The following is a 22,151-nucleotide window of genomic DNA, read 5'->3' as shown; positions in this document are numbered from 1 at the left end:
GTCAGACTACTTATCTAATTAATAAGCTAACGTTCCGCGAATTGGGTAGTTATTTTCTGGATTACGTATAAAGCCTATTCCATTAATGACTGATATAAGATTAGGTCTTAAGAAAGGTGCGTTTGAAATATCAATTAATTGAATTTCTTTTGACCCATTAATAACAAAAAAACCTGGTTCAGCAAACGGATGGTCGGTTTCTGCTTCAGATCTCGGGTTTGAAATATATAAGCCGAGTGTTTGCATTTGTTCAAGTGTTAAACCATAACCTACATCGAAACTAGGATTGATTTTGTTTATTTGTGTATGTGCTTGTTCTTCTGAGTCGCCAGAAATTGCAACAACACCAACACCTAATTCTTGAAACTTAGGTAATAGTTCATTTAATTCTGTTAGATATTTCGTACAAAGAGGACAATGTTGTCCTCGATAAGCCACGACTAAAAGCCAATCAAAATTACCTTTAGGGTTCAAAAAATCTATCTTCCCGCCATCAAGCTTGTTAACTGATAATGTCGGAAATTTTTGGCCTGCACTTAATTTTTCATTCGTCATTTTATTATCTCTTCAGTCTTATCGTACTAATAATAGTGATGGCGAAAAGTTAAGAATCAAGCTTATGTAATAAACAATTACAAAGTTACAAAGCATGAGCGCTTTGAGTTTTATAAAGCGAAAGTTCTAGATAGAGGGACATAGGCATTAATGTTAAGTGTTTTTCTTGTGTGAGTATCAACGGTATAACTGAGGTCGGTAATATAGAAAGCTATTATGAGGGTAAGCTTTACTTAAAATAAAAAAATTCTAGTTGATGATACTCAACTAGAATTTTTGAATTTCACCTATCTCCATCGAGGCTAACTCTACTTAAACTGATAACTATAAAATTAAATCACCTCCTTAGAATATTTCTATATTCTGTTAATTAATCATGAAAAGCTTACAGCAGTAAAAACCACTTAAAAATTTTGTGCCGTTTGCCCTTCTTCTGTTTGATGTAATTTAATCACTACTCTTCTGTCATAAAAGCTGATTTCTTTTTCTGTACTTGCTACTACAGGTTCTGATTCACCCAAAGCAAATATTTTAATACGGTCGCTTTCAACACCACCATCTATTAAGGCATTTTTAACAGCGTTTACACGAGCTAACGATAAAGCGTGATTTAATATTTCATCACCTTGTAAATCGGTATAACCAGAAAGGTCTACAGACAAGTCTGGCGATTGCTCTAACATTTTGGCCAGTGACACTATTTGTTGTTGATAATGCGGTTTAACTTCGCTTGAACCTGTTGAAAACTGTAAGCTCATTAATAAGTTCTCTGCTTGCAGTTGCGCTGACTGTTTATAGTTACTTTCTAGTGATAACAACTCGGCTTGGTAAGATTGCTCAGTTGCTTGTAACGACTTTTGATGCTGCGCTATTACTTTATCTATATTTTGTTGTGTACTTACTAAATTAACTTCTAAATCGTCGATGGTGTTGCCAGCATTTACATTTTTAGCAATAAGACTTCCCACTAAACCCGCTACGAATGCACCTACTGGACCAGCAACTACAGCACCGATAAGAGCACCAGAACCAAAGCCAATTTCTACGTTAGTATTGGCTTGTTCTACTTTTTCTTGTGGCGTTATTGCTGTGCTTGTTTCATCAAAAGCATAACTTGGTGCTGCCATTAATGAACCAATCACTAACAAGCTCATCACTGATTTTTTAGATTTAGATAATTTGGTATGTAATGAGCCATTAATGTTAGTTGATTGAGCTGCTGTATTTTTAGAATTAATTTGTAAAGAGTTCATGTTTATTTCCTTAAGTGGTTTAGTTTGTTTTAATTTCAATCGAATGACTTCATCCGTTTGGTGTAGCTATTAAACAAAACAAGTCGGACTAAATACCGACGCAAAAAAGGAAAATCGACGAACAAATGTGGCAACAATATGGCAATATCAATAAAAGCGCGAACTTGGGTAAATAATTAGATATATTTACCTCATAAAAACAGGCTTAGTTTAAATAGAAAGGTAAAAGCAGAAATGAGTAAACGTATTGCGATAGTTGAAGATGAAGCAGCTATCAGAGAAAACTATGCTGATGTGCTTCGTAGCCAAGGGTATCAAGTTCAAACTTATGCCGATCGCGAAAGTGCTACCCAAGCATTTACTTTACGCTTGCCCCATTTAGTTATTTTAGATATTGGTTTAGAGGAAGAATACGACGGTGGCTTTATTTTATGTCAGTGGTTAAGAACCTTATCGACTACTTTGCCTATCATCTTTCTAACCGCTCGAGATAACGACTTTGATACCGTTTCGGGTTTACGAATTGGTGCTGATGATTATTTAACAAAAGACATTAGCTTGCCACATTTAAGTGCCAGAATATCAGCATTGTTTCGTCGACAAGATGCGATGAAAGAACCTCAACAAGTTGATCATCTACTTAATGTCGGCTCAATGACAATAGACAGCCAACGCATGAGTGTGATGTGGAAAAACCAGCTAATTGATTTAACTATTACAGAGTTTTGGATGGTTTACGCTTTAGCTAAACACCCAGGACATGTGAAGAATAGAACGCAATTAATGCAAGATTCTAATATCTTTGTTGATGACAGCACCATTACTTCTCATATAAAGCGTATTCGTAAGAAGTTTATAAAAACAGATTCAGCCTTCGATTACATAGAGACGATTTACGGCATGGGCTATCGCTGGAATGAAGACTTTCCTACTGAAGCTAACGGCTCAACAAATAATACAGGTTCAACCCATAATGCTTAATAAAGTGAGCAAGCAAAAATTAAGCGTGAAGTTGTAACTATGCCCAATAAAAGTAAGTCTTTTTTTAGATTTGGGTTACGTATTAAATTACTTTTACTCTCGTCGTTTTTATTCAGCCTACCTTGGTTTGGTTATCAATACGTATGGGAAATGGAAAAGTACCTACGTTATGGACAAGAGCAAACCATAGTAGGAACCGCTCGTGCTTTAGCGACCGCTTTACATGAACGCCCTAACCTTTTTAATAACCAAGCGAGTTTTCTACCTAATGTAGAAAAAGGTAAAGACCTATATAGCTACAAGTTAACTACAGCGATTCAATTAGACGGATTGCCAATCGATTGGCCTTTGTTTAACTCACGCGCTCATTATTATGGTGAAAAAAATCAGTTAGTTAAACCGTCATCACTGCTAGTTACAAAGTCAGGTACAGAGTTAAAGTCTTATACGAACTCGACTTCAAACTTATCAGCTAACAAAAGCTCATTGCACTTTAATGCAACGGTTGGTCAGTATGATAAATATCTATACATGATGTTTACTGTTGTTGATAACAAACTGGTATATAGAAATAAAAATGCACGCGGCATATTTAAAAATGATCATTTAGAAATAGGCTTAAGCGATCCGCAAAACAACTTTAACCGCTTTATTATCAGTAACAAAAAGTCAGGCTGGTTAGATGCTTATAAAGTTGAAACACAAGTAGTTGAAACTGCTGGTGTTGAAATAAAGAGTTTTGATTACTCAGCACAGAACCCAACTATTAAAGAAATTATCACCGTAGCCCCTAAAATACAGGGGCATTGGTTAGAAACACCTCAAGGTTACAATGTAGAATTACGTATCCCTATGGAGATAGTAGGCGACAATATCGCGTTCGCTTTTCATGATGTGGATACCGAGTTTACCGATGCACTAAGTATTGTAGGTTCAGCTGATCCGAGTACTGCACAAACCTTAGGTACGGTATTAGTACCCTCGCCTGAAATTGAACGTATCGTTAAAGGAATGAGTTACACCAACTCAAGTGTTTGGGTTGTCGATCAACATCAACGGGTTTTAGCAAAAGCTGGTAATTTAAAACAAGCCAGCGGTGTGTGGAATAAAAGAACGGCTTCAAATTATTCTGGTTCGAATGACTCAAACGACTCAATGATTACCTCTTTATGGAATTCAATTGAAGAAAATTGGCTTTTACCTTTTTATTATAAATTCCTTACCAAGCCTCCTAAAGACTTTATCGATGAGCTTTACGATGCGCAACATTTAACAGGTAAACATATTAAGAGCGCGCTGGAAGGTAATGCGCATTCACAATGGCGTTTAACCACAGATCAGCAAGCTGTTGTGCTTTCAGCCGCTTATCCTATTTATATTAATAACCAGGTACACGGTGCTGTTATTGTAGAAGAAACCACAAATGGCATTAGAACACTACGAAATCAAGCCCTTGAAAAGCTCTTTACTTCCATAATCGCCATTATGTTATTGGGCGCAACCTGCTTCTTTTTGTTTGCTTCACGTATATCTAACCGCATAAGAACATTACGCAATCAGGCAGAATCAAGTATTGATGAAAATGGTCGTATCAATAATCAACTGGTTGCTTCAACAGCTAACGACGAAATTGGCGACTTATCACGTAGTTTTTCGACGGCAGTTAATCGCCTTAGCCAATATAACCATTATCTTGAAGGTATGTCGTCACGCTTATCACACGAGCTTAGAACACCGATTGCCGTTGTTAGAACATCACTAGAAAACCTAACGATGCAGCAACTACCTGAAAGTACCACGCCTTATCTAGAACGCGCACAAACAGGTATTAATACTCTAAATTTGATCTTAACGAATATGAGTGAAGCAACAAACTTAGAACAGATGTTAGCCACCACTGAACGCGTGCCATTTAACTTACAACAAGTACTGGTAGGCTGCGTACAAGGTTATAAACAGATTTACACAGATGTAGAGTTTTCACTTAATGGTTTAGTGAGCGAAGATAGCCACCTAAATGGTAAACAATCGCCCAACATACAAGGCTCGCCTGAACATATTGCACAGCTGCTTGATAAGGTATTTGCCAATGCAGTGGAGTTTAGTAACGATCAAAAAGTGAGTATTAGCTTGCAAGAAACCCAATCGACCTTTTTGATCCATATTAGTAATAACGGTAAACACCTACCTGAATTAATGAAAGACAGATTATTCGATTCGATGGTGTCGATGCGTGACACTAAACGACAAGCCCAACCGCATTTAGGTTTAGGACTTTATATCGCAAGGTTAATTGTAGAGTTTCATCAAGGAAGTATTAGCGCTAATGATCATCATAATCCAGCAGGTGTAACGTTAAGTATTACTTTGAATAAAACGGGTGTTTAACAAGTTACTTTTCATTTCTACTATTTTTATATAAATGAAAACCTTTATTCATGGCTAATCTACATCAAGTCATAATGCCTTAAAAGCAGTCATGTAAACGGACTTATACGCCAATCTAAATACAATTATTATCAAATAATAATTGAATCGATAAAGATCATTAGATCCAAAGTTTATATGGGTAAATTATTTAATTTTCGAATAATTACACTAAATCAAGACTGGGCATGAATGGCTATTTTGTTCATAAGTTCGATATTTAATCCACAAGCCTGCTCATTTTTCTTCTACGTAGAGGATATTGAATACAATACTTGTTGATAAAACAGGCAAAACCATAAGCGTTCAAAAACAACACAACTAGATAAATCAACTTTATAACAGTTACTTACAACAAATATAAAGACTTGCTAACAATGATATCCACAGGTTTTGTGGATATCATTGTTATATTGATGAATAACTAGATATTTTTATACTCAAAATAGATCCCTTTATATCTTTTAGATCCTTATTAACACTTTAGTACCCTACCTTTTGTTAAGGCTTTAATGCTAAAATAATTCCATTAAATAACGAGTTATTAGCTTATCTGAACTCTGATTGATTAATAACTAGGTTTAAATTTTAAAATACAAAGCAAGGGTTAATGATGACTACCATCTACGGCATAAAAAACTGTGACACAGTGAAGAAATCACTTAAATGGTTAGATAAAAACAGCATAAAATTTACATTTCATGACTTTAGAGTAGATGGTTTAACACCTGAATTACTTTCTTCTTTTGTAGAACGCAGTGGTTGGGATGTATTATTAAATAAACGCAGCACAACATTTCGTAATTTGCCTGCTGAAATTAAAGATAACTTAACCGACGACGTTATGTTTAAAGCAGTTTTAGAACAACCTACCTTATTAAAGCGCCCTATACTGATCAAAAATAACGTAACGTGTGTTGGCTTTAAAGACGATTTATATCAGGAAAATTTATTATGAGTAACAACACACCAGTAATTGAATTAACTAAAGACCTTATTTCAAGAAAGTCAGTAACGCCTGAAGATGCTGGTTGCCAAGATCTAATATCTACTCGTTTAGATGCTTTAGGTTTTAATAACGAAAGCATGGTTTTTGAAGACACAACTAACTTATGGTCAAGAAAAGGTACACAAGATCCTGTATTTTGTTTTGCTGGCCATACTGATGTTGTACCTGCTGGTAATTTAGATTTATGGAATACGCCGCCGTATGAGCCGACTATTATAGACGGTATGTTATATGGTCGTGGCGCTGCTGATATGAAAGGTAGTTTAGCTGCCATGATAATAGCGACAGAACGTTTTGTAGCTGATTATCCAAATCATAAAGGTTCAATCACTTACCTCATTACAAGTGATGAAGAAGGTCCTTTTATTAATGGTACAACTCGCGTAATCGATACTTTAGAAGCACGTGATGAAAAAATCACTTATTGTATTGTGGGTGAACCATCAAGTACTGATCAAGTAGGCGACATTATTAAAAATGGTCGTAGAGGTTCTATCTCAGGTGAATTAACAATTCATGGTAAGCAAGGACATGTTGCTTATCCTGAACACGTAAAAAACCCGATTCATAGTGCAATGCCAGCTTTAGCTGAACTGAGCCAATGTGAGTGGGATAATGGTAACGATTTTTTCCCTGCTACGAGCTTTCAAATTTCAAATATTAATTCAGGTACTGGAGCAACTAACGTTGTACCAGGTCATATAACGGCTTTATTTAACTTACGTTATAGCACTGAATTAACCGATCAGAAGATTGTAGATAAAGTTCATGCATTACTTGATAAGTATGATTTTGAATACAATATTGATTGGACTTTCAACGGAAAACCTTTCATTACAGAGCCTGGTTCTTGGTTAGGCGCAGTAACAGATGCAATAGAAACTACTATGGGTAAACCAACTGAGTTATCTACTGCTGGTGGTACATCTGACGGTCGATTCATAGCACCAACAGGCGCTAAAGTTATTGAATTAGGTCCATGTAACGCGACTATCCATCAAGTAAACGAAAGTGTTTCTTGTGACGACTTAAACAACTTGGTTGAAATTTATTATCAAACACTTGTAAATGTTTTAGGTAAATAAAGAGTATGTCACTTGATCACCAACAACTTTGTGGGCTAAATGATTCACACATCATTTGGCTTTCAGACAACCTTGGTATTCATAAAGAAATGCAATTAGCGTGGCAATCACTGAGTGATGCTGCGCTAGCAAAAGGCTTCGATTTAAAAATTGCCAGTGGCTACCGCAGCTTCGACCGACAGTTATCTATTTGGAATAGAAAATTCAAAGGTGAACTTGCTACCAGAAATAAAAACAATGAAATTGTTAACCTTAGTCAATTATCTGATGATGAAAAAGTTGATGCTATATTAACTTACTCAGCCTTACCTGGAACTAGCAGACATCACTGGGGAACAGATATAGACATATATGCTGAGAACTTACTGTTGGCAGATAAGAAGCTTCAATTAGAACCTTGGGAATATCAACAAGGTGGTCCATTTGAACCGTTAAGTTTATGGATTGAAGAGTATGCAAAATCGTTTGGTTTCTTCCTTCCTTACGACAAAGACCGAGGTGGAGTTGCAATTGAACCTTGGCATTTATCATATGCGCCATTAGCACAACCTTGCTTATGCGATATTTCGATTGAAACATTAGCGCAAACTATCCAGCAAGCAGATATACTAGGCAAACAGGCTATTTTAAATAAATTACCGACAATTTTTTCGCAATATGTACAAAACATAAATAAAGGAACATAAAATGGGTGAATGGCTTATTCCTATCGTAATTATCGGTGTGGTGTTATTTTATATAGGTAACTTAAGTACCTTACAAAAAAATGCGAAAACACCTTTACGTAAAAAAGGCTTAAATGATCTTAAAGAAACCCTACCGCGTAATAAGAAAACCGAACATAAATTACCAACTGTTGAAAGTAAGCCAAGCTCGCCTTATAAAAAATAACCAACAATTTATATTACCCCTTCTTATTTATCATTGTCTCTAAGTATCTATCTAAAATATTCTTCATAGCTAGGTCTAACTCTAGTTAGATTCAAACCTAGCCTGAAGTTTTTCTTCTTCACAAACAAAAAAGCTCTACCGAAGTAGAGCTTTAAATAAGTCGTTAATTTACCGAATGACTAAAACTTTAAAATAAGCTGTCGAAAGATAAACCTGTTTTAATTGCTGGTAAAATTATATTTAATGTCGTTGATGATAATGGCTCACCGTCTTCATCTAATATCGTAACGATTGTTTTATCTTCTGACTCATTAAATAAGAACTTATACTTTCCATCAGGAATGTTAAGTGTTGTTTCTTCATCATTCCATAAGTTATCCCAGAAGCTAGGCTCAGGTCGCTTATATGTAGTGAAGTAAATATTCTTACTTTCATTTAAATCAGTTACTTCAAAATGATTTTCTCTGAAGAAAGTTGGAACATTTGTCCAAACAGAATCTAAATCCATATTGACTAAAATAGCTGGCTCATTTTCACCATTTGTACTTAATGATGCATCTATTTGCTTAGCTTTAGATTGCAATAACTCATGAGAGTAAATACGGTATTGGTAATCAACTTCACCAATCAAAGTATTTAACATCGACATTTCTGCACGATGCTTTTCAATTGAGTTAATGTCAGTGGTAGAATTTAGTAAGTCTTCTTTCTTGTAATCAATGAGTTCAACACTAATTGCCACACTACGACCATGTGATTTTTGTTCAAGTGTATATCTAAAACGTTTAGATTCAGTTTCTACAACACTTTTAAAGAACCAATAACCACCCTCTTTTTCTTTAATGAACCAACCAGAGTCAAATACCAGATTGTCGTCACCTACTGAGGTAATTTCAACACCATCTGTTTTTAGCTGAGACTTAACAGCATCTCTTATGAAATCTAATAAAACTTGATCATCAATAACCTGATCAAACCAAACTTGAGGGTTGCCATCATTCCCTTCAATTCTTGAAGAGGCAGCCATTGGAATAACTAATGATGGCGCTCTAATATCCATTTTTTCTCCAACAGGAGAATTTGTATCAGGTACTTCAGGAATATAAAATTCATGTTTTTGTCTAGGTTCAACTAAACCAACAGGTGTTATTAAAGACTTTGCTTCTTCTTTATTTGCGTAATCAAAATTACCTTCGGCTTGGGTTCTGCTAACATTAGTACTACACGCTGTTATAGTTAAACTTAATAGCGATAAACAAAATAATTTACGATTCATTAAAACTCCTGCGGATACCATCTGAATCTTTACAGTAACGGTCAATTAAATAATATGATGTTAACCGAATAGAAATATATGTTGATAAGTAAGTGGAATAATATTTATTGAAACCTACTTATTATTTAATAATTTATATTTTCGAACTAGAGCTTGGATAACAAATAAAGAATTAAGTTCAAACAAAAACTCAATCTATTCAGCCATTCAAAATAATACAACATGGTACTTGCCTGATTTTACAAACACAAGAAACCATATTAATAATATGTTAAATAACTCTAAAGAGATCTCACTAAGTGGAGGTAGATTTTATATAAAGGTTAAAATTCGTTCAATTTAATCAAAAATAAACAGATTAGTTATATTGATGACATTTTCTTAACCTAAAACACGTCATCGAGACAAATGATAATGTATCCAGCATTAACTGAATAAATATAAATCTATTCGATGAAAAAACCTCCCCCTAATGTATTTCTCCTAGTGTTTAATGAAAATGATATGGGATACAATACCTATCTGAAAAACGATTAAACCATAAAATATTAAAAGGTTACTTCATTAATGTCTCAATATTTAGTGCTAAACGCTATGGGATCAGATCGTACTGGTAGTGTTAGCGAAATCATAAAACTTGCGAGTAAATGTGGCTGTAATATTATTGACAGTAGAATGGCAATTTTTGGTGAAGAATTTACGATAATTATGTTGTTAGAAGGCAGTGCAAAATCTATTAATTTAATTGAGTCAAAGTTTCCTATTATGTCTCAAAAATTAGAATTAATAACCATGATGAAACGCACTTCTGGTTATAAGTCGCTTGATTTCACTCACCATTATGAAGTTGAATATGCAGGTATAGATCAGCCAGGAATACTTAAATCAATCACGGCTTTCCTTACAGCCCGTAAGATTGATATTTCGTCGTTAAAATCTAAAATCAATCCAAAAGATAACACCACTAATGCCACCATTTTAATAGCGTTAACAGAAGATACGAGCATTGACGCTATTGAAAGTGATTTTATTGAATTATGCGCACAAATTGGTGTTCAAGGTTGCATAAAACCTGCAAATGTAAATCTCTTAAAATACTTTTCTTCTTAATTTTTTATGTAAAATAAAGCACGCAATTCTTTACATTTTAACTATATAAAGGTTTCTTATGAACACTCTTACTGTTGGTGATAAAGCACCACAATTTACTCTACTTGATCAAAATGGTTCAGAAGTAGCTTTAGACTCATTTAAAGGTAGAAAAGTACTTATTTACTTTTACCCAAGAGCTTCTACGCCTGGTTGTACTGTACAAGCATGTGCATTAAGAGATAGTAAATCAGAACTCGATGCCTTAAATGTTGTTGTATTAGGTATTAGCCCTGACACTCCAAAGAAGCTGACTAATTTTATTAATAAACAAGAGTTGAACTTCACATTACTATCTGATGAAGATCATGCGACCTGTGAAGCCTACAATGTTTGGCAATTAAAAAAGTTTATGGGACGTGAAAGTATGGGCGTTGTAAGAACGTCTTTCCTTATCGATGAAGACGGTAACTTAGAACATATTTTTAATAAGTTTAAAACTAAAGATCACCACGAAGTTGTTCTTGATTTTATTAAAAACTAATTATTTATTTTCTAATAAATAACCTTATAAAATAAACATATAAAAAGCAGTCTTTACTCTATAAGTAAGACTGCTTTTTTATCTAGGGTCTGTTGATCTTTCAGGGTTAAATTTTATTCAATTTAAAACGGATTTAATCGCGATGTGAGCTTTGTCTAATAGTTATTCTATTAAAAATAGCAAACAGCAATGAGTAAATTCGTTTTAAATGAACCCAAAGGGCAGCATGTGTTTGAAATTTATACCACGTTATCGTCTGTTCGAGTAGCTAGCTACACGTCACAGACTCCGCCTTGTCTAAATATCAAACACATTGCTGTAAAAACAATTTCGAAAGGTCAACAACCCCTAATCAAAGGCTATTTTTTTTCGTTATATATCCAAAGCTTGTTATAAAAGTATCTATTAGCTGCAAAGAGATTTTACCTCTATTTAAAACTCTTACAGCGTTGTAAGGAATTAACTAAAAGTAATGAATAGCAGAAAGATCACCAAAAAATGTTTCAACATGTCTTCCTTTCTTTTGCCAACCTCTTAAAAGAAATACAGTTTTCTTTGATGCCATAGTCCAAGAAATACCAGCCCCAAGAGAATAAATATCTTCATTACCAGAACGTTTGAGTTGTTCATTTTCTTCTAAATTACGAAAGTAACCTTTACCAAATTTGGCTTCTGCAAACATATGTATGTTATTTTTTAAATTAACAGATAGAAGTGGTCCAATAGAAACATCAAATGATTCAGCTCTAATACGATCAACTGTGCCGATACTATTTAAGTAATCTGGTTTAAAGAGTAAATTATCTTCACTTTCTAATAATAAGTTTTTATATGACCAACCACCCGTTAAGCTTAAACCGAAACCAATTGATTGACTCAATTTAGGACGGTTTAAAAAGAAATGATCAAATAGTGATTCACCATAAAATGTATGTAAATCATGAATACCAAGCAGTTCAAATTTAGTTGATTTAGTGCCTGAAGAAAAACGTGATTCTTGTTGCGACTCATTAAGTAGATTGAGTGCATTTGTTTCAAATCCCTCAAGTGTTTGGTAATTGAATGTAATTTTAGAGTGTTTAAAGCCTTTATAAGAAAAGAGAAAATCTTCAGTTTCAGTTTGTGTTGTATCATTAATAAAATCGGTAGCATAACCTATCTCAATACCGTTTAAGTCAACAAAAACGCCGAATCGTTCATTGTTTATAGGCTCTAATTCAAAGTTTATTTTTTCTCTACTTGGATCTGATCTTTGAATAAAGAAGTGAATGGAAAGTTTGAGGTTTTGAAAAAGTGAAACGTATTGAGTTAACCTTCCAATCAAAAGTATCGGCATTCGAAAAAGTTGTAAAAAAAATTAAAGCAGAAAACAATAATACACGCATTATTTGTTCCGAAGATAGTAAATATGATTGCAGATAATATACGATAATCACCAGTAATGATTACGCAAATCATTCTGAATTTATAACATTTCTATCACATTTAATGAGTGAAGGTTTTTTGTTCTATCAAGTATGCATTGGAGGCAATCCATCAAACACATCGCCTTCTAGCCACAGCATTGGCATTAGTATTAATGGAAAAAAGAACAACATTTAGGAATAAAGAGATGTATGTAGTTAAAAATAAGGGGAAGCATAATTAAGAAGTAAAGCCTATTGCTCTTATTCCCTTTACAACTTGAGTACGTATGCGATGCAGGCAGCAGCGAAAAGTAAAATACACAGATAAGCCTTGTACTACAATGCCTGCTAAGGAAAGGCTTTATATTTGATATTAGTGGCTTAAGCAATAATAGCTCTAAACGGTTTATTGTTTATCTAAAATACTTTGAGCCTCAGCTTTTAAACGCGTTAATGCATCGAAATGAGTATTAGATGATGTTGAGCCCTTCTCTTCCGCTCGTCTAGACTGCGAAAACTGAACAATACTTAATGCGATGTTTATTTTCTTTAATAGCTCAGTCGCATCATCAGGTAGAGGATTAATCCATTGTAATGAAGATGTTAGGTCTTCAGCACCACTTTTTGATAATAATGTTATTAACTCGTCAGATTTCATAAATAGTCTCTTTTTATTGCCGAACTTATTGTTGTCGTTATGGTTGTAGTTATTCTTGCCGTATTTGTGCTGATAATGGTTAAATTTGTTTTCAAATAAACGGATATGAACTTATAAAATACCAGAGTATTCAACCACACTTATCGCTTTATTTATATTTTTTTACTGATAATTGTTGATAGCGCTAAAGCTCCACCTAAAAATATAAATACACTGCCCACCATACGATTCACTAAGTTCATATTACTCTGTTTAGAGAAAAAAGGACTGATTTTTGAACCTAAACACACATACATAAACATAGAGATACACTCAAGAATAAACCAAGTGCAAGCTAATATAATATATTGTTCAAAAGCTGGAAGCTCAGCATTCATAAAGCTAGGGAACAAGGCAATAAAAAATAATAAATCTTTTGGGTTACTTATCCCTATCATAAAGCCTTTTTGATAACGCTTAATCGCAGAGTAACTGACTAATTTATTTTCAGTTGAGGTGCTTTTTTCAAGTGTGATACCGCCTTCTTTCCACGCCATCCAACCTAAATAAATTAAGTAAACAGCACCCAGAAGTTTAATCACTAGAAATAATGTTGTTGATGCAGCTAATACAGCTCCAAGACCTACTGCCGAAATAGTCATAAGTACAAGTGCTGAAGTTGCACCGCCTAGAACCGTTGGTATGGCTTTTTTATGACCAAAAGTTAAGCCATCAGATAAACATAATAAACCTGAAGGACCAGGGCTTAACAGCAATACACTAATAACACTGATGTACAATAACCAGGTACTTAAATCCATGTCACTCTCTTCGAATAAAGGTAAATCTGTTTCACTAAAAGCAGAGTTAAGTTAGCTAGTTTAGATGCTCTGCTCTTTTGTTATTTTTGGTTTCTTTTTTTGTTTAGCTTTTTTAGGTGCTTTAGGTGGTAATGAGTCAACAAAACTTATGCAAAAGTTTATCCAATAACTTAGGTCGTCATCCGACTCAAAACCCTCAGGTAATATATAAACCAAACCTTTTACAGGCTTACCCGTAAAATCCATTTCTGTTACATAAGGCTTATCTAAGCATTCAAAGTAGTTATGAGGTCCAACACGCGCCATAATTTTATCATCAATAATGGCACAACACATATGCTCAGAAAGAATAAAACATAAACCACCAAACATCTTTTTTACAACTAAGTCATGACGAGCCTGAAAGTGTTCGTAAAGTCGCTCTTCTAAGCCTCGATCAAAAGCCATAATGTATTAATCTCTTTTTAGTTATTATAAAGAGCGAAAATTTCTTTACCGATATTGGCAATGGTTTTGTTACGCTCAGACAAAGTAGCTTTCGTTTGTGTTAAATAAATACTGATAATTAAGGGTGAACGCGTATCACTCCAAACAACAGCAGTAATTGCTCTTGATCCAAAACCACCTGAGCCTGAGCGGTCTGCAATTAACCAAGTATCAGGTAAAACAGAACGTAATAGATTTCCAGTGATTTTGTTGTCTATCATCCATTGTTTTAATTGAGTTTTTGCATCTTGGGATAATACCTTACCAAATAATAAAGTATGTAAGCTTTTCACCATAGCATTAGGTGTTGTCGTGTCACGTTTATCGCCATCTAGGGCTTCATTTAACTCAGGCTCTATTCTATCTAACCGAGTCACATTATCACCAATCGAACGCATAAATGCGGTTAACTCTTTCGGTCCATTAATAGCATCAAGTAGGATATTACTCGCGGTATTATCACTCATGGTCATAGCTGCTGAGCACGCTTGTTTTAACGTGATTTTCTCACCAATGAGTTTTTCAGTAACAGGCGACCATTCAATTAAAGAGTCTGCAGATATAACCGTAGAGGAATTTAATAATTGCAGCCCTTTATCAACATCCGATAACAATTTTGCACAGGCGAGTACTTTAAAAGTACTCATTAATGGAAAACGACTATCTCCATTGTGATCCCATACTTTGTTAGCAGAAACATCGTAAACGGAAACACCAATTCGTCCGCCAAGTAGACGTTCCTGTTCTTTGATCACATCCGTTAAGGTATTAGCACTTACATTAAAGATACAAGCGAAGCTAAGCAGTAAAGATGATAAATAAGAGTTGTACTTTTTAAAATGAGTTTTGAGGTTAAATGTCATAAATAATGATCTACTTACTTATTAGTTTATTAAGGTAGGGAGCGAAAATAAAAGACATAAAGTAAAGCCACTACAATACATCTTTCATAATACTTATAAGCGCTATTCGTCAATCAACCAACCTTGATTCACAGCATGCTCAATTTGGCTACATACATATAACCATAACTTAGGTGCTAGCCCATCAAGAAAACGGTTACGTTTCAATACTTGAGATTTTTTTACTTTATGCCTTGCCCAGCTTCCTCCACTATTACGCATATTCTGTAGTAGAGGCAACACACTATCCATCGCTTTAGCAAATCGTGCATCAACTGTTTCAGCTTCTTCAAACTCTAACCAAAGTTGGTTGAATATTTGAAATTGCTTTTCAGGTAATAAACCAAAAATTCGTTTTGCTGCAGCCACTTCTTTATTGCCTTGTTCAATAAGAGATTGTTCATCTGAAAACGCAAAGAGATCTCCCGCATCAATTTCAACAATATCATGAATAAGTAACATACACATTACACGCGAAACATTTACGTTTTCAACGGCATATTCATGCAATATGTGAGAGGTTAATGTTATATGCCAACTGTGTTCTGCACTATTTTCGAATCTGTTCTTATCTGACTTAACAAGCGCTTGTCTGTAAACACCTTTAAGTCGATCTAATTCAATAATAAAGTCTAATTGCTTGTCTAACTGAGAGTTTAGTTCTTCCATTAATTTTCCAAGATGTAGTTATATTAGTTATGTGAAGTTTTACTTCAACGATAATTAAGGAGTAATATTTTAAGAAATTCGTTCAGTGGTCTAATCACTGAATCATGTGATGAATAATAACTTAACCTCAGCATAGGTTAAGTTATTTTTATTAGTAGGATATTGGAAAGTGGTATTGAAGCGAGTAAATATGGGCTAAAGCCATAAAATAAAAAATGTTACATAATGAATCAGCCGATAATAAACCTATTGTTCAGGCTTTAAGTTATTTGTTACATGTTTTTGTATCTAAAGATAATTCAGTAATAAACGCACCACTTTTTCCTAAGTAACGATAAACCATCACAACACCTAAATCGATAAAGCCCTTCATTTCTTTGTTTGGGCAAATAGTATTAATAACGTTATCAGTAATAACTACATCGAGTTGCTCGGGATCCATTTGATCAGCACTATATTTAGTTAAGGTGTGATTATATATAAATTTATTTCCTACGGTTGCCACACTATCTAATCGAGTATCACCATCTATTATCATAGGTAGCTTATCTGTTATCACTTTAACGGTTTGCGTTAAAACTTTAGATATTTCGCGCTCTTCATCCGTTTGTTGAGCAAAGGAAAGATGTGATGTGAAAAAAGAAATAATTAGTAGTGTAAAAGCTGAAATGCGCATAGGTATAGCTCCTTTATAAATAATACTCATTTTGAATCGTTGTAAATATTCTTTAAATAAAAAATCAAACATAAAACTAAGTTTAACTTAAAGCTGCTTATTAATTGTCTTGTTCTTCTATCATTATAATACAAAATTCATATTACAAACTTTGTATTAAAAATTTAGGCTTAAAGCATTATCAAAATACAAAATTGATAATGCTATATTAAGGCATGACTTATTTTGGAAAACCAGACTCTTTATTAATAGTAATACCTACTTGATGCCAATCAGCTTGCTCTGCACAAAATATTTGAGCATCTACTACTTTACTAGGCTCAGCATTTAAAATACCTGCAGGAACAATTAAGGCTTTACCATTTTGTGATAGGAAAGGTAAGCCAGAGCCACACTCAGTACAGAAAGATTTTGAAAATGAGCGTTCAACGTGATCATAACGTTTTACTTTATCAGCGCCTTTAAGCCACTTTATGTTATCTGGTGAAGTAAACAAATTAGATGCATGTGCACTACCAGTTAATTTTCTGCATTGTTCGCAATAACAAAAGAAAAACTTACTAAAATTATCTTCAATAGTAAAAGCAACTTCACCACAACAACAGTCGCCTGTAATTACATTAGCCATAATATATTTTCCATATTTGATTTTTTATATAGTATCAACTCCAGTAAATAATTGATCATTTTACTGAATAAAGCCACACACTATATTGATTATTAATAACTTACTAAAAAGTTCATGAATAAAAAAGTAATAAATGTATAGCTGGATACTCTTTATTGATTAATATTTATAACTTATAGAAGCTAACAAGAACTTATAAAAAGGAGTATAAAAGACAAATCACGTTAAGTGATAAATATTAGGATATTTGAAATTAATGGAATTTGTAAGATGGTTTGTTAAAGGTGTTTATTCGTAACTTTCACAAACTAATAGCGGTAATTAGTAGCTAGAAATTTGTGAAAATATATAGATAAGTATAAGTATTTAGAAAAACTAACTAACACCAGAACAAGTAATAAAACGTTTTACGAGTACTTTAACTTCACTTATATTGGTTAAACTTTTATTTTCGTGACCAAAGACTCGGTCTTCACACATGGATTTAAAAGCCAAGTATCTGTCAGTACATGCTTCAACACTACTACCCCCAGTTTCTTGGAAAGTTGCGTCGTTACAAAAGGATGTTGTGAGTAAATTAGCTCCGACTTTTATTTCATCAAGGGATACGGCTTCATATTCAACTTTCTTTAACAACCCTTGGTAACTATCTATTTCAACATCAACAGTGGGTGCAACAAGATAGAGGTAAGCACATGCGCCAAGTAAAATAATCAAAACTAAATTTTTCATATATCATCCCTAATTAGGTGTTTTTTTTATCAACATACTACCCTCACATTAATCGAGCGTAAAGTAGGCAAGTGAAAAAATAGTTTTATTTACTATTCTAATCATAAGCTTATTAAAAAAACCATGTAACCAACCTTAGCTAATAACTCGCTATGCTTGAAATCTGTGCGATTTACCTCCCCAAACGAAGTGGCTAATTAATAAACACTCAAAGAGATGTTATTTAGTAAAAAGTGATGGAAACACATTTATTTTATATGTATTTGTTGTTCAGCTTTGATAAAAACATGGAGTGTCTAACTGAAAAATTCATGACAAAGGTATTGTCATCCTCCCTAATAATAAAACATAAAAAAACCAACTCAATTGAGTTGGTTTTTAAAATGCTTTCATTTATCTGTAAACACTAAATATATGAATTATTCAGATTAATTAAATAGCTTAAATTAACAATAAATAGGTTTTATACGCTCAATTAACGTTAAATCAGTTTCGTTAATACCGCCCTTTTGTAACCATGAAATAAAGCTAGCTTGTAAATCAACGCTGTTACCTGAAACCATCTGCTCTTGCATTAACTGCACTTGAACTTGCATTCTTTGTGCTTTAAATGAGGCTGGTGATTCTTGTCCAGCAAAGATCTCAAGCTTTAAGGTTTCTTCTTGTCTATCTACAACTTTAGGTTGTTGCATAACATCAGTTAAACGCTTCTTCCATGCTGTTGATAGCAGGTTAAAATCATCTGTCGCTTGCATGTCTTCAACGCTAACGTCATCTTTAGCTACATTCTCTAATACAGTGAAAATAGCCTGCCATGTTTGCTTGTCTTTATTGTTATGTATTTGGCTGACTTTTATATCAATCGTTTTTAAACTTGTTTCAATTTTATTAACGAATTTTTTATTTACTGGCTTAATTGATAATGCTTGATTCAATATTGTTTGCGCAGTTGCTTTAGATGCCTCTAAGTCTTTAACACTTTCGTTAGTTTTAACAAGCGTTTGCAAGTCATCTAACTGAGTATTAAGTTGATCTAATAACGTTTGTTGCTGAGCTTTATTTGATTCGTTTAAGTCGTCACGTTTACTAAATAAAGTATCATTAACGCCTCTAAACTCTTTCCAAAGTTTATTTTCATGTTTAACACCGCTATAACCAATGTTTTTCCATTGATTTTGCAAACCTTTAACAGTTTGAATAGCAGCAAAAACATCTTCGCTTTGTGATGCTTCAATAGCACTCGCGACTAAGGCTTTCTTTAATACTGCATTTTCGTCATTGTATGCACGTAATAACTTTTTGATCGGTTGAACAAGATCATTATATTGAACTTGAATCTCTTTATATTTAGTACGTTCAACTTCACCTGCACTTTGCCATTTTTGTTGAAATTTATTAAGTTGTACATCAACATTTTTCCAATCTACAGGCTCTTGTCCATAAGACTGGCTAAAGGCACTAACATCGGCAATAACAGCTAAACGCGCCGCTAAGTGTTGTTCTCTAATTTTTTCTTGTTCTTTATAATACAAACGACACGGAGCAAAAGCTTGCTCACAATATTCATTAAATTCGTTATTTAATTTACGTTCAACATCATCGTCAGCATGACCTAAAGAATTCCATATTTGTCTGTATTCTTTAACTTTAGCGGCTTGGTCGTTTGGATTATCAAGCGGCACCTCAACCAATTGCTGTATGTCTTCAATCAGTTTTTGTTTACGTGGTGTGGCTATGTAATGTTCCCAATCACTTAACTCTGCCATTTTTTCGCTAACAGCATCGTAGTCTTTTTGGATCCTAAGTTTTTGCTTTTCAGAAAGTTGTTCAACAATCTTTTCTATGCGTTTAAATACACCAAAAGCTATATTAAATTTACCACTAGAAATAATACGTTTTAACTCATTAATTTTCTTTTGAGCTTGGGTTAGCTGAGATTTTTGATCTGCTATAAATGGTGCTAGACCTTTATTCCATGATGCAGTAATTTCTTTTTGAGCGTTAGTAATCGATTCAGGTAAAACACCTGATGATTGCTTTTCTACACTACGCCATTGTTCCAACCAGTCAGTAAAAATGGGTTGGCGTTCATTAAATTCTTGATTATTTGTTGGTAAAGCTAATTGAGATATTTTGGCAATTAATTGTGTTGCATCAGTAACAGATTCAGCAATAAGAGGTATTTGAGTCAGCTTATGTTGCTCTTGCTTTAATGCTTTTGAAATATGACCTTTATCACCATTGCTTAACACAGAGTCATTTAGCTGCTGCATAAGGCTTGTAAAGGTTAATTCAAACAAGGTTTCATCAACTTCTACTTGTTCGAATATAGCTGTAGTTAATGATTGGCTAATTTTAGCAATTTCAGTATTAAAAAATACTTTAGCGTCTTTTTGATCTTGCTCTAGTTTTTCAGCAATAAGTTGCTGTTGGTAAGCTTCAGCCTTAGGTGCAAAAAGTTTATCAAGTTGTATTTCTATTGTTGCATGTTTAGCGATGAAAACAGTTTTCTCTTGTTCAGCTAAATAATCAAACTCACTTGTTAAAGTTTGCCACTCTTTAAGTAATAGCTCTTTCTTACTTACCATTACGCCATAATCGGCAATGTCCGTTAAGGCTAAAAACTTAGACAAGTTAAGCTGTGTTTTTTTACTGATGCTTTTAGGTAGCTCGATTAAACGATCTATCTCAGTAATTTTAGCGCTTATTTCTGCTGAAACTGCATCGTTACAAGCTTTTTTAAGCAGCTTTTCAAGTTGAGACTTTTCAGTCACTTGTTTGAGCAAATAATGCTGAATATCTGCTTGTGGTTTTTGAGAAAACAGCGACATTAACAACTGAGGTTTATTAATTTTATCAAATAAGGCAATAACAAGACTCGTATCAGTTTCTGATGTTAACCAGGATTCTAACCCTGCTAGGCTTTTTACCGTTTGAATATACTGTAGCTTCTTATCGCTTGATAAGGTGATTGTATGTTCACCCGTTAATATTTGAGTGACTTGTTTTTGTGAAAACTCTTTAATCTTTTTATTGCTGTTGTTTTCACTTTCATTTAAAAAGGTATCGAACTCAGCTAGCTTAAGTAATGCTGTGCGTCTAACAAGTTCGTTTTCGTCTTGTTGTAACAAGTCTTTTAGAATAACGGCATGTTCTGGCGTACTTACATCTAAATCATTATTTATAGCGGTTATACGTACATTGCTGTCTTTGTGCTGCCATTTTGCTTTGAAAAAATTGGAGAAAATCATATATCAGAAAACCTAGCAATATTATTTTGATCGGAAAACTCTTTTTTAAGTTCACGTTTAGTTTTAGTAACAATTTCACCATCTGCACCAATCGTTAACATTTCATCTGAGTCTAAGTGTTTAGCTTGATATGCCATGACTATTTGCAGGGCTGAATCTCGCTGAGTTTGTTCTACTTTTGTGCCTTCTGGCCATTTACCTGTTTCTGCTGCATGTTTAAGTCGTAAATACATGCTTTCATCCATATTCTCAACAAGCTGTATAATATTCATACGTGTATTATGTCCAAGGTTACTTATATTAATTTTGATGAATTAAAGTGATTTAATCGACTTTTTATAACGAGCTCTATTATCTATCAAAGGTGTTCTGCTAAGTTAAAATAAACCTAATCGGTATGAACATCGTTGTAAGACATTTATACGGATCGCGTTTTAAACCTAATCTCGAGGTCAGATTACTTATTTCGCTTTAAAAGAAGAAGTCTTACGCGCGTTACAAGGTAAAGAATAAAACCTAAAACCGTGCTCGCAATTGATATTATGTATTCAATAGTTCCTGGTTGAGCATCTTTTAAGTAAAAGAATAAGAAGCCACCACAGAATAACAACATCGCAATGAAAGAGTGCGTCATTAAGCTTTGTTGTTGCTTAATCGCATTGGTTTGCTTGATAAGCGCTAATTTATCTTGATCGATTCCTGAAATCTGCATATTGCAATGATTACAAGTTTTAGCTTTATCAGATATTTTCTTTTTGCAGCTAGGGCAATTAATTACGGCCATAATATTCTCACACAATAAATTACCCTGTATTCTACAAAAAAAAACGCCT

At 33.8% G+C, this 22,151-nt stretch carries 23 protein-coding genes; 8 read left to right on the top strand and 15 right to left on the bottom strand.

Going from position 1 to position 22,151, the window contains the following annotated elements:
• Positions 1 to 18: 18 nt before the first annotated feature.
• Together ACPUVN_RS04670 and pdsO are read right to left on the bottom strand one after the other, a co-directional pair.
• A complete protein-coding gene (locus ACPUVN_RS04670; RefSeq protein WP_426357786.1) occupies positions 19 to 555 on the bottom strand; it encodes a peroxiredoxin-like family protein in 537 nt (178 codons plus the stop codon).
• 404 nt (positions 556 to 959) lie between these two features.
• Entirely contained in the window at positions 960 to 1,808 is an 849-nt protein-coding gene (gene pdsO, locus ACPUVN_RS04665) for a sortase-associated OmpA-like protein PdsO (RefSeq protein WP_426370060.1), read from the bottom strand.
• A 234-nt stretch (positions 1,809 to 2,042) separates the two neighbouring features.
• On the opposite strand from pdsO, the gene pdsR reads away from it, so the two are divergent.
• From pdsR to ACPUVN_RS04635, 6 genes are all read left to right on the top strand, one after another.
• Positions 2,043 to 2,789: a proteobacterial dedicated sortase system response regulator gene (gene pdsR, locus ACPUVN_RS04660; RefSeq protein WP_426357788.1), complete on the top strand. Its 747-nt coding sequence runs from the start codon at positions 2,043 to 2,045 to the stop codon at positions 2,787 to 2,789.
• A 39-nt stretch (positions 2,790 to 2,828) separates the two neighbouring features.
• Complete coding sequence (pdsS, locus tag ACPUVN_RS04655) at positions 2,829 to 5,177, top strand: proteobacterial dedicated sortase system histidine kinase (RefSeq protein ID WP_426370059.1); 2,349 nt, start codon at positions 2,829 to 2,831, stop codon at positions 5,175 to 5,177.
• Positions 5,178 to 5,826: 649 nt separating this feature from the next.
• Positions 5,827 to 6,174: an ArsC family reductase gene (locus tag ACPUVN_RS04650; protein WP_426357790.1), complete on the top strand. Its 348-nt coding sequence runs from the start codon at positions 5,827 to 5,829 to the stop codon at positions 6,172 to 6,174.
• The gene (gene dapE / locus ACPUVN_RS04645; RefSeq protein WP_426357791.1) at positions 6,171 to 7,310 is read left to right on the top strand and encodes a succinyl-diaminopimelate desuccinylase; all 1,140 of its coding nucleotides are present in this window, start codon (positions 6,171 to 6,173) and stop codon (positions 7,308 to 7,310) included. The genes ACPUVN_RS04650 and dapE overlap by 4 nt, the downstream gene beginning before the upstream one ends.
• Before the next feature lie 5 nt (positions 7,311 to 7,315).
• Positions 7,316 to 7,996 (top strand): M15 family metallopeptidase, encoded by a 681-nt coding sequence (locus ACPUVN_RS04640; protein WP_426357792.1) that lies wholly within the window; start codon positions 7,316 to 7,318, stop codon positions 7,994 to 7,996.
• A gap of 1 nt (position 7,997) precedes the next feature.
• Complete coding sequence (locus ACPUVN_RS04635; protein WP_426357793.1) at positions 7,998 to 8,201, top strand: hypothetical protein; 204 nt, start codon at positions 7,998 to 8,000, stop codon at positions 8,199 to 8,201.
• A 187-nt stretch (positions 8,202 to 8,388) separates the two neighbouring features.
• Here ACPUVN_RS04635 and bamC read toward each other — a convergent pair whose 3' ends face one another.
• Positions 8,389 to 9,477: an outer membrane protein assembly factor BamC gene (bamC, locus tag ACPUVN_RS04630; RefSeq protein WP_426357794.1), complete on the bottom strand. Its 1,089-nt coding sequence runs from the start codon at positions 9,475 to 9,477 to the stop codon at positions 8,389 to 8,391.
• A 567-nt stretch (positions 9,478 to 10,044) separates the two neighbouring features.
• On the opposite strand from bamC, the gene ACPUVN_RS04625 reads away from it, so the two are divergent.
• Both ACPUVN_RS04625 and bcp read left to right on the top strand, forming a co-directional pair.
• Positions 10,045 to 10,587 (top strand): glycine cleavage system protein R, encoded by a 543-nt coding sequence (locus ACPUVN_RS04625; protein WP_426357795.1) that lies wholly within the window; start codon positions 10,045 to 10,047, stop codon positions 10,585 to 10,587.
• A gap of 58 nt (positions 10,588 to 10,645) precedes the next feature.
• On the top strand, positions 10,646 to 11,110 hold the full coding sequence (bcp, locus tag ACPUVN_RS04620; protein ID WP_426357796.1) for a thioredoxin-dependent thiol peroxidase: 465 nt from the start codon (positions 10,646 to 10,648) through the stop codon (positions 11,108 to 11,110).
• 463 nt (positions 11,111 to 11,573) lie between these two features.
• Here bcp and ACPUVN_RS04615 read toward each other — a convergent pair whose 3' ends face one another.
• The 12 genes from ACPUVN_RS04615 to ACPUVN_RS04560 all read right to left on the bottom strand — a co-directional run bounded on the left by ACPUVN_RS04615 (position 11,574) and on the right by ACPUVN_RS04560 (position 22,102).
• Positions 11,574 to 12,446: a hypothetical protein gene (locus ACPUVN_RS04615; RefSeq protein ID WP_426370058.1), complete on the bottom strand. Its 873-nt coding sequence runs from the start codon at positions 12,444 to 12,446 to the stop codon at positions 11,574 to 11,576.
• A 476-nt stretch (positions 12,447 to 12,922) separates the two neighbouring features.
• Entirely contained in the window at positions 12,923 to 13,174 is a 252-nt protein-coding gene (locus tag ACPUVN_RS04610) for a hypothetical protein (RefSeq protein WP_426357798.1), read from the bottom strand.
• 152 nt (positions 13,175 to 13,326) lie between these two features.
• Entirely contained in the window at positions 13,327 to 13,974 is a 648-nt protein-coding gene (locus tag ACPUVN_RS04605; RefSeq protein ID WP_426357799.1) for a LysE family translocator, read from the bottom strand.
• Positions 13,975 to 14,034: 60 nt separating this feature from the next.
• On the bottom strand, positions 14,035 to 14,421 hold the full coding sequence (locus ACPUVN_RS04600) for a TfoX/Sxy family protein (protein WP_426357800.1): 387 nt from the start codon (positions 14,419 to 14,421) through the stop codon (positions 14,035 to 14,037).
• A 17-nt stretch (positions 14,422 to 14,438) separates the two neighbouring features.
• A complete protein-coding gene (gene bla, locus ACPUVN_RS04595) occupies positions 14,439 to 15,323 on the bottom strand; it encodes a class A beta-lactamase (RefSeq protein ID WP_426357801.1) in 885 nt (294 codons plus the stop codon).
• 102 nt (positions 15,324 to 15,425) lie between these two features.
• The gene (locus ACPUVN_RS04590; protein ID WP_426370057.1) at positions 15,426 to 16,031 is read right to left on the bottom strand and encodes an HD domain-containing protein; all 606 of its coding nucleotides are present in this window, start codon (positions 16,029 to 16,031) and stop codon (positions 15,426 to 15,428) included.
• 265 nt (positions 16,032 to 16,296) lie between these two features.
• Complete coding sequence (locus tag ACPUVN_RS04585; RefSeq protein ID WP_426370056.1) at positions 16,297 to 16,737, bottom strand: hypothetical protein; 441 nt, start codon at positions 16,735 to 16,737, stop codon at positions 16,297 to 16,299.
• 190 nt (positions 16,738 to 16,927) lie between these two features.
• Positions 16,928 to 17,335, bottom strand: a complete 408-nt coding sequence (locus ACPUVN_RS04580) for a GFA family protein (RefSeq protein WP_426370055.1) — start codon at positions 17,333 to 17,335, stop codon at positions 16,928 to 16,930.
• A 375-nt stretch (positions 17,336 to 17,710) separates the two neighbouring features.
• The gene (locus ACPUVN_RS04575; RefSeq protein WP_426357805.1) at positions 17,711 to 18,067 is read right to left on the bottom strand and encodes a hypothetical protein; all 357 of its coding nucleotides are present in this window, start codon (positions 18,065 to 18,067) and stop codon (positions 17,711 to 17,713) included.
• Between the two features lie 446 nt (positions 18,068 to 18,513).
• Positions 18,514 to 21,318, bottom strand: a complete 2,805-nt coding sequence (locus tag ACPUVN_RS04570; protein WP_426370054.1) for a DUF349 domain-containing protein — start codon at positions 21,316 to 21,318, stop codon at positions 18,514 to 18,516.
• The gene (locus ACPUVN_RS04565; protein WP_426357807.1) at positions 21,315 to 21,590 is read right to left on the bottom strand and encodes a YeaC family protein; all 276 of its coding nucleotides are present in this window, start codon (positions 21,588 to 21,590) and stop codon (positions 21,315 to 21,317) included. The genes ACPUVN_RS04570 and ACPUVN_RS04565 overlap by 4 nt, the downstream gene beginning before the upstream one ends.
• A gap of 185 nt (positions 21,591 to 21,775) precedes the next feature.
• Positions 21,776 to 22,102: a hypothetical protein gene (locus ACPUVN_RS04560; protein ID WP_426357808.1), complete on the bottom strand. Its 327-nt coding sequence runs from the start codon at positions 22,100 to 22,102 to the stop codon at positions 21,776 to 21,778.
• Between the last annotated feature and the right edge of the window lie 49 nt (positions 22,103 to 22,151).

Source organism: Pseudocolwellia antarctica, assembly GCF_049933045.1.
GTDB lineage: Bacteria > Pseudomonadota > Gammaproteobacteria > Enterobacterales > Alteromonadaceae > Pseudocolwellia.
Note: the sequence above shows the minus strand (reverse complement) of the source record. Positions and strands in the feature narration are given on the sequence as shown.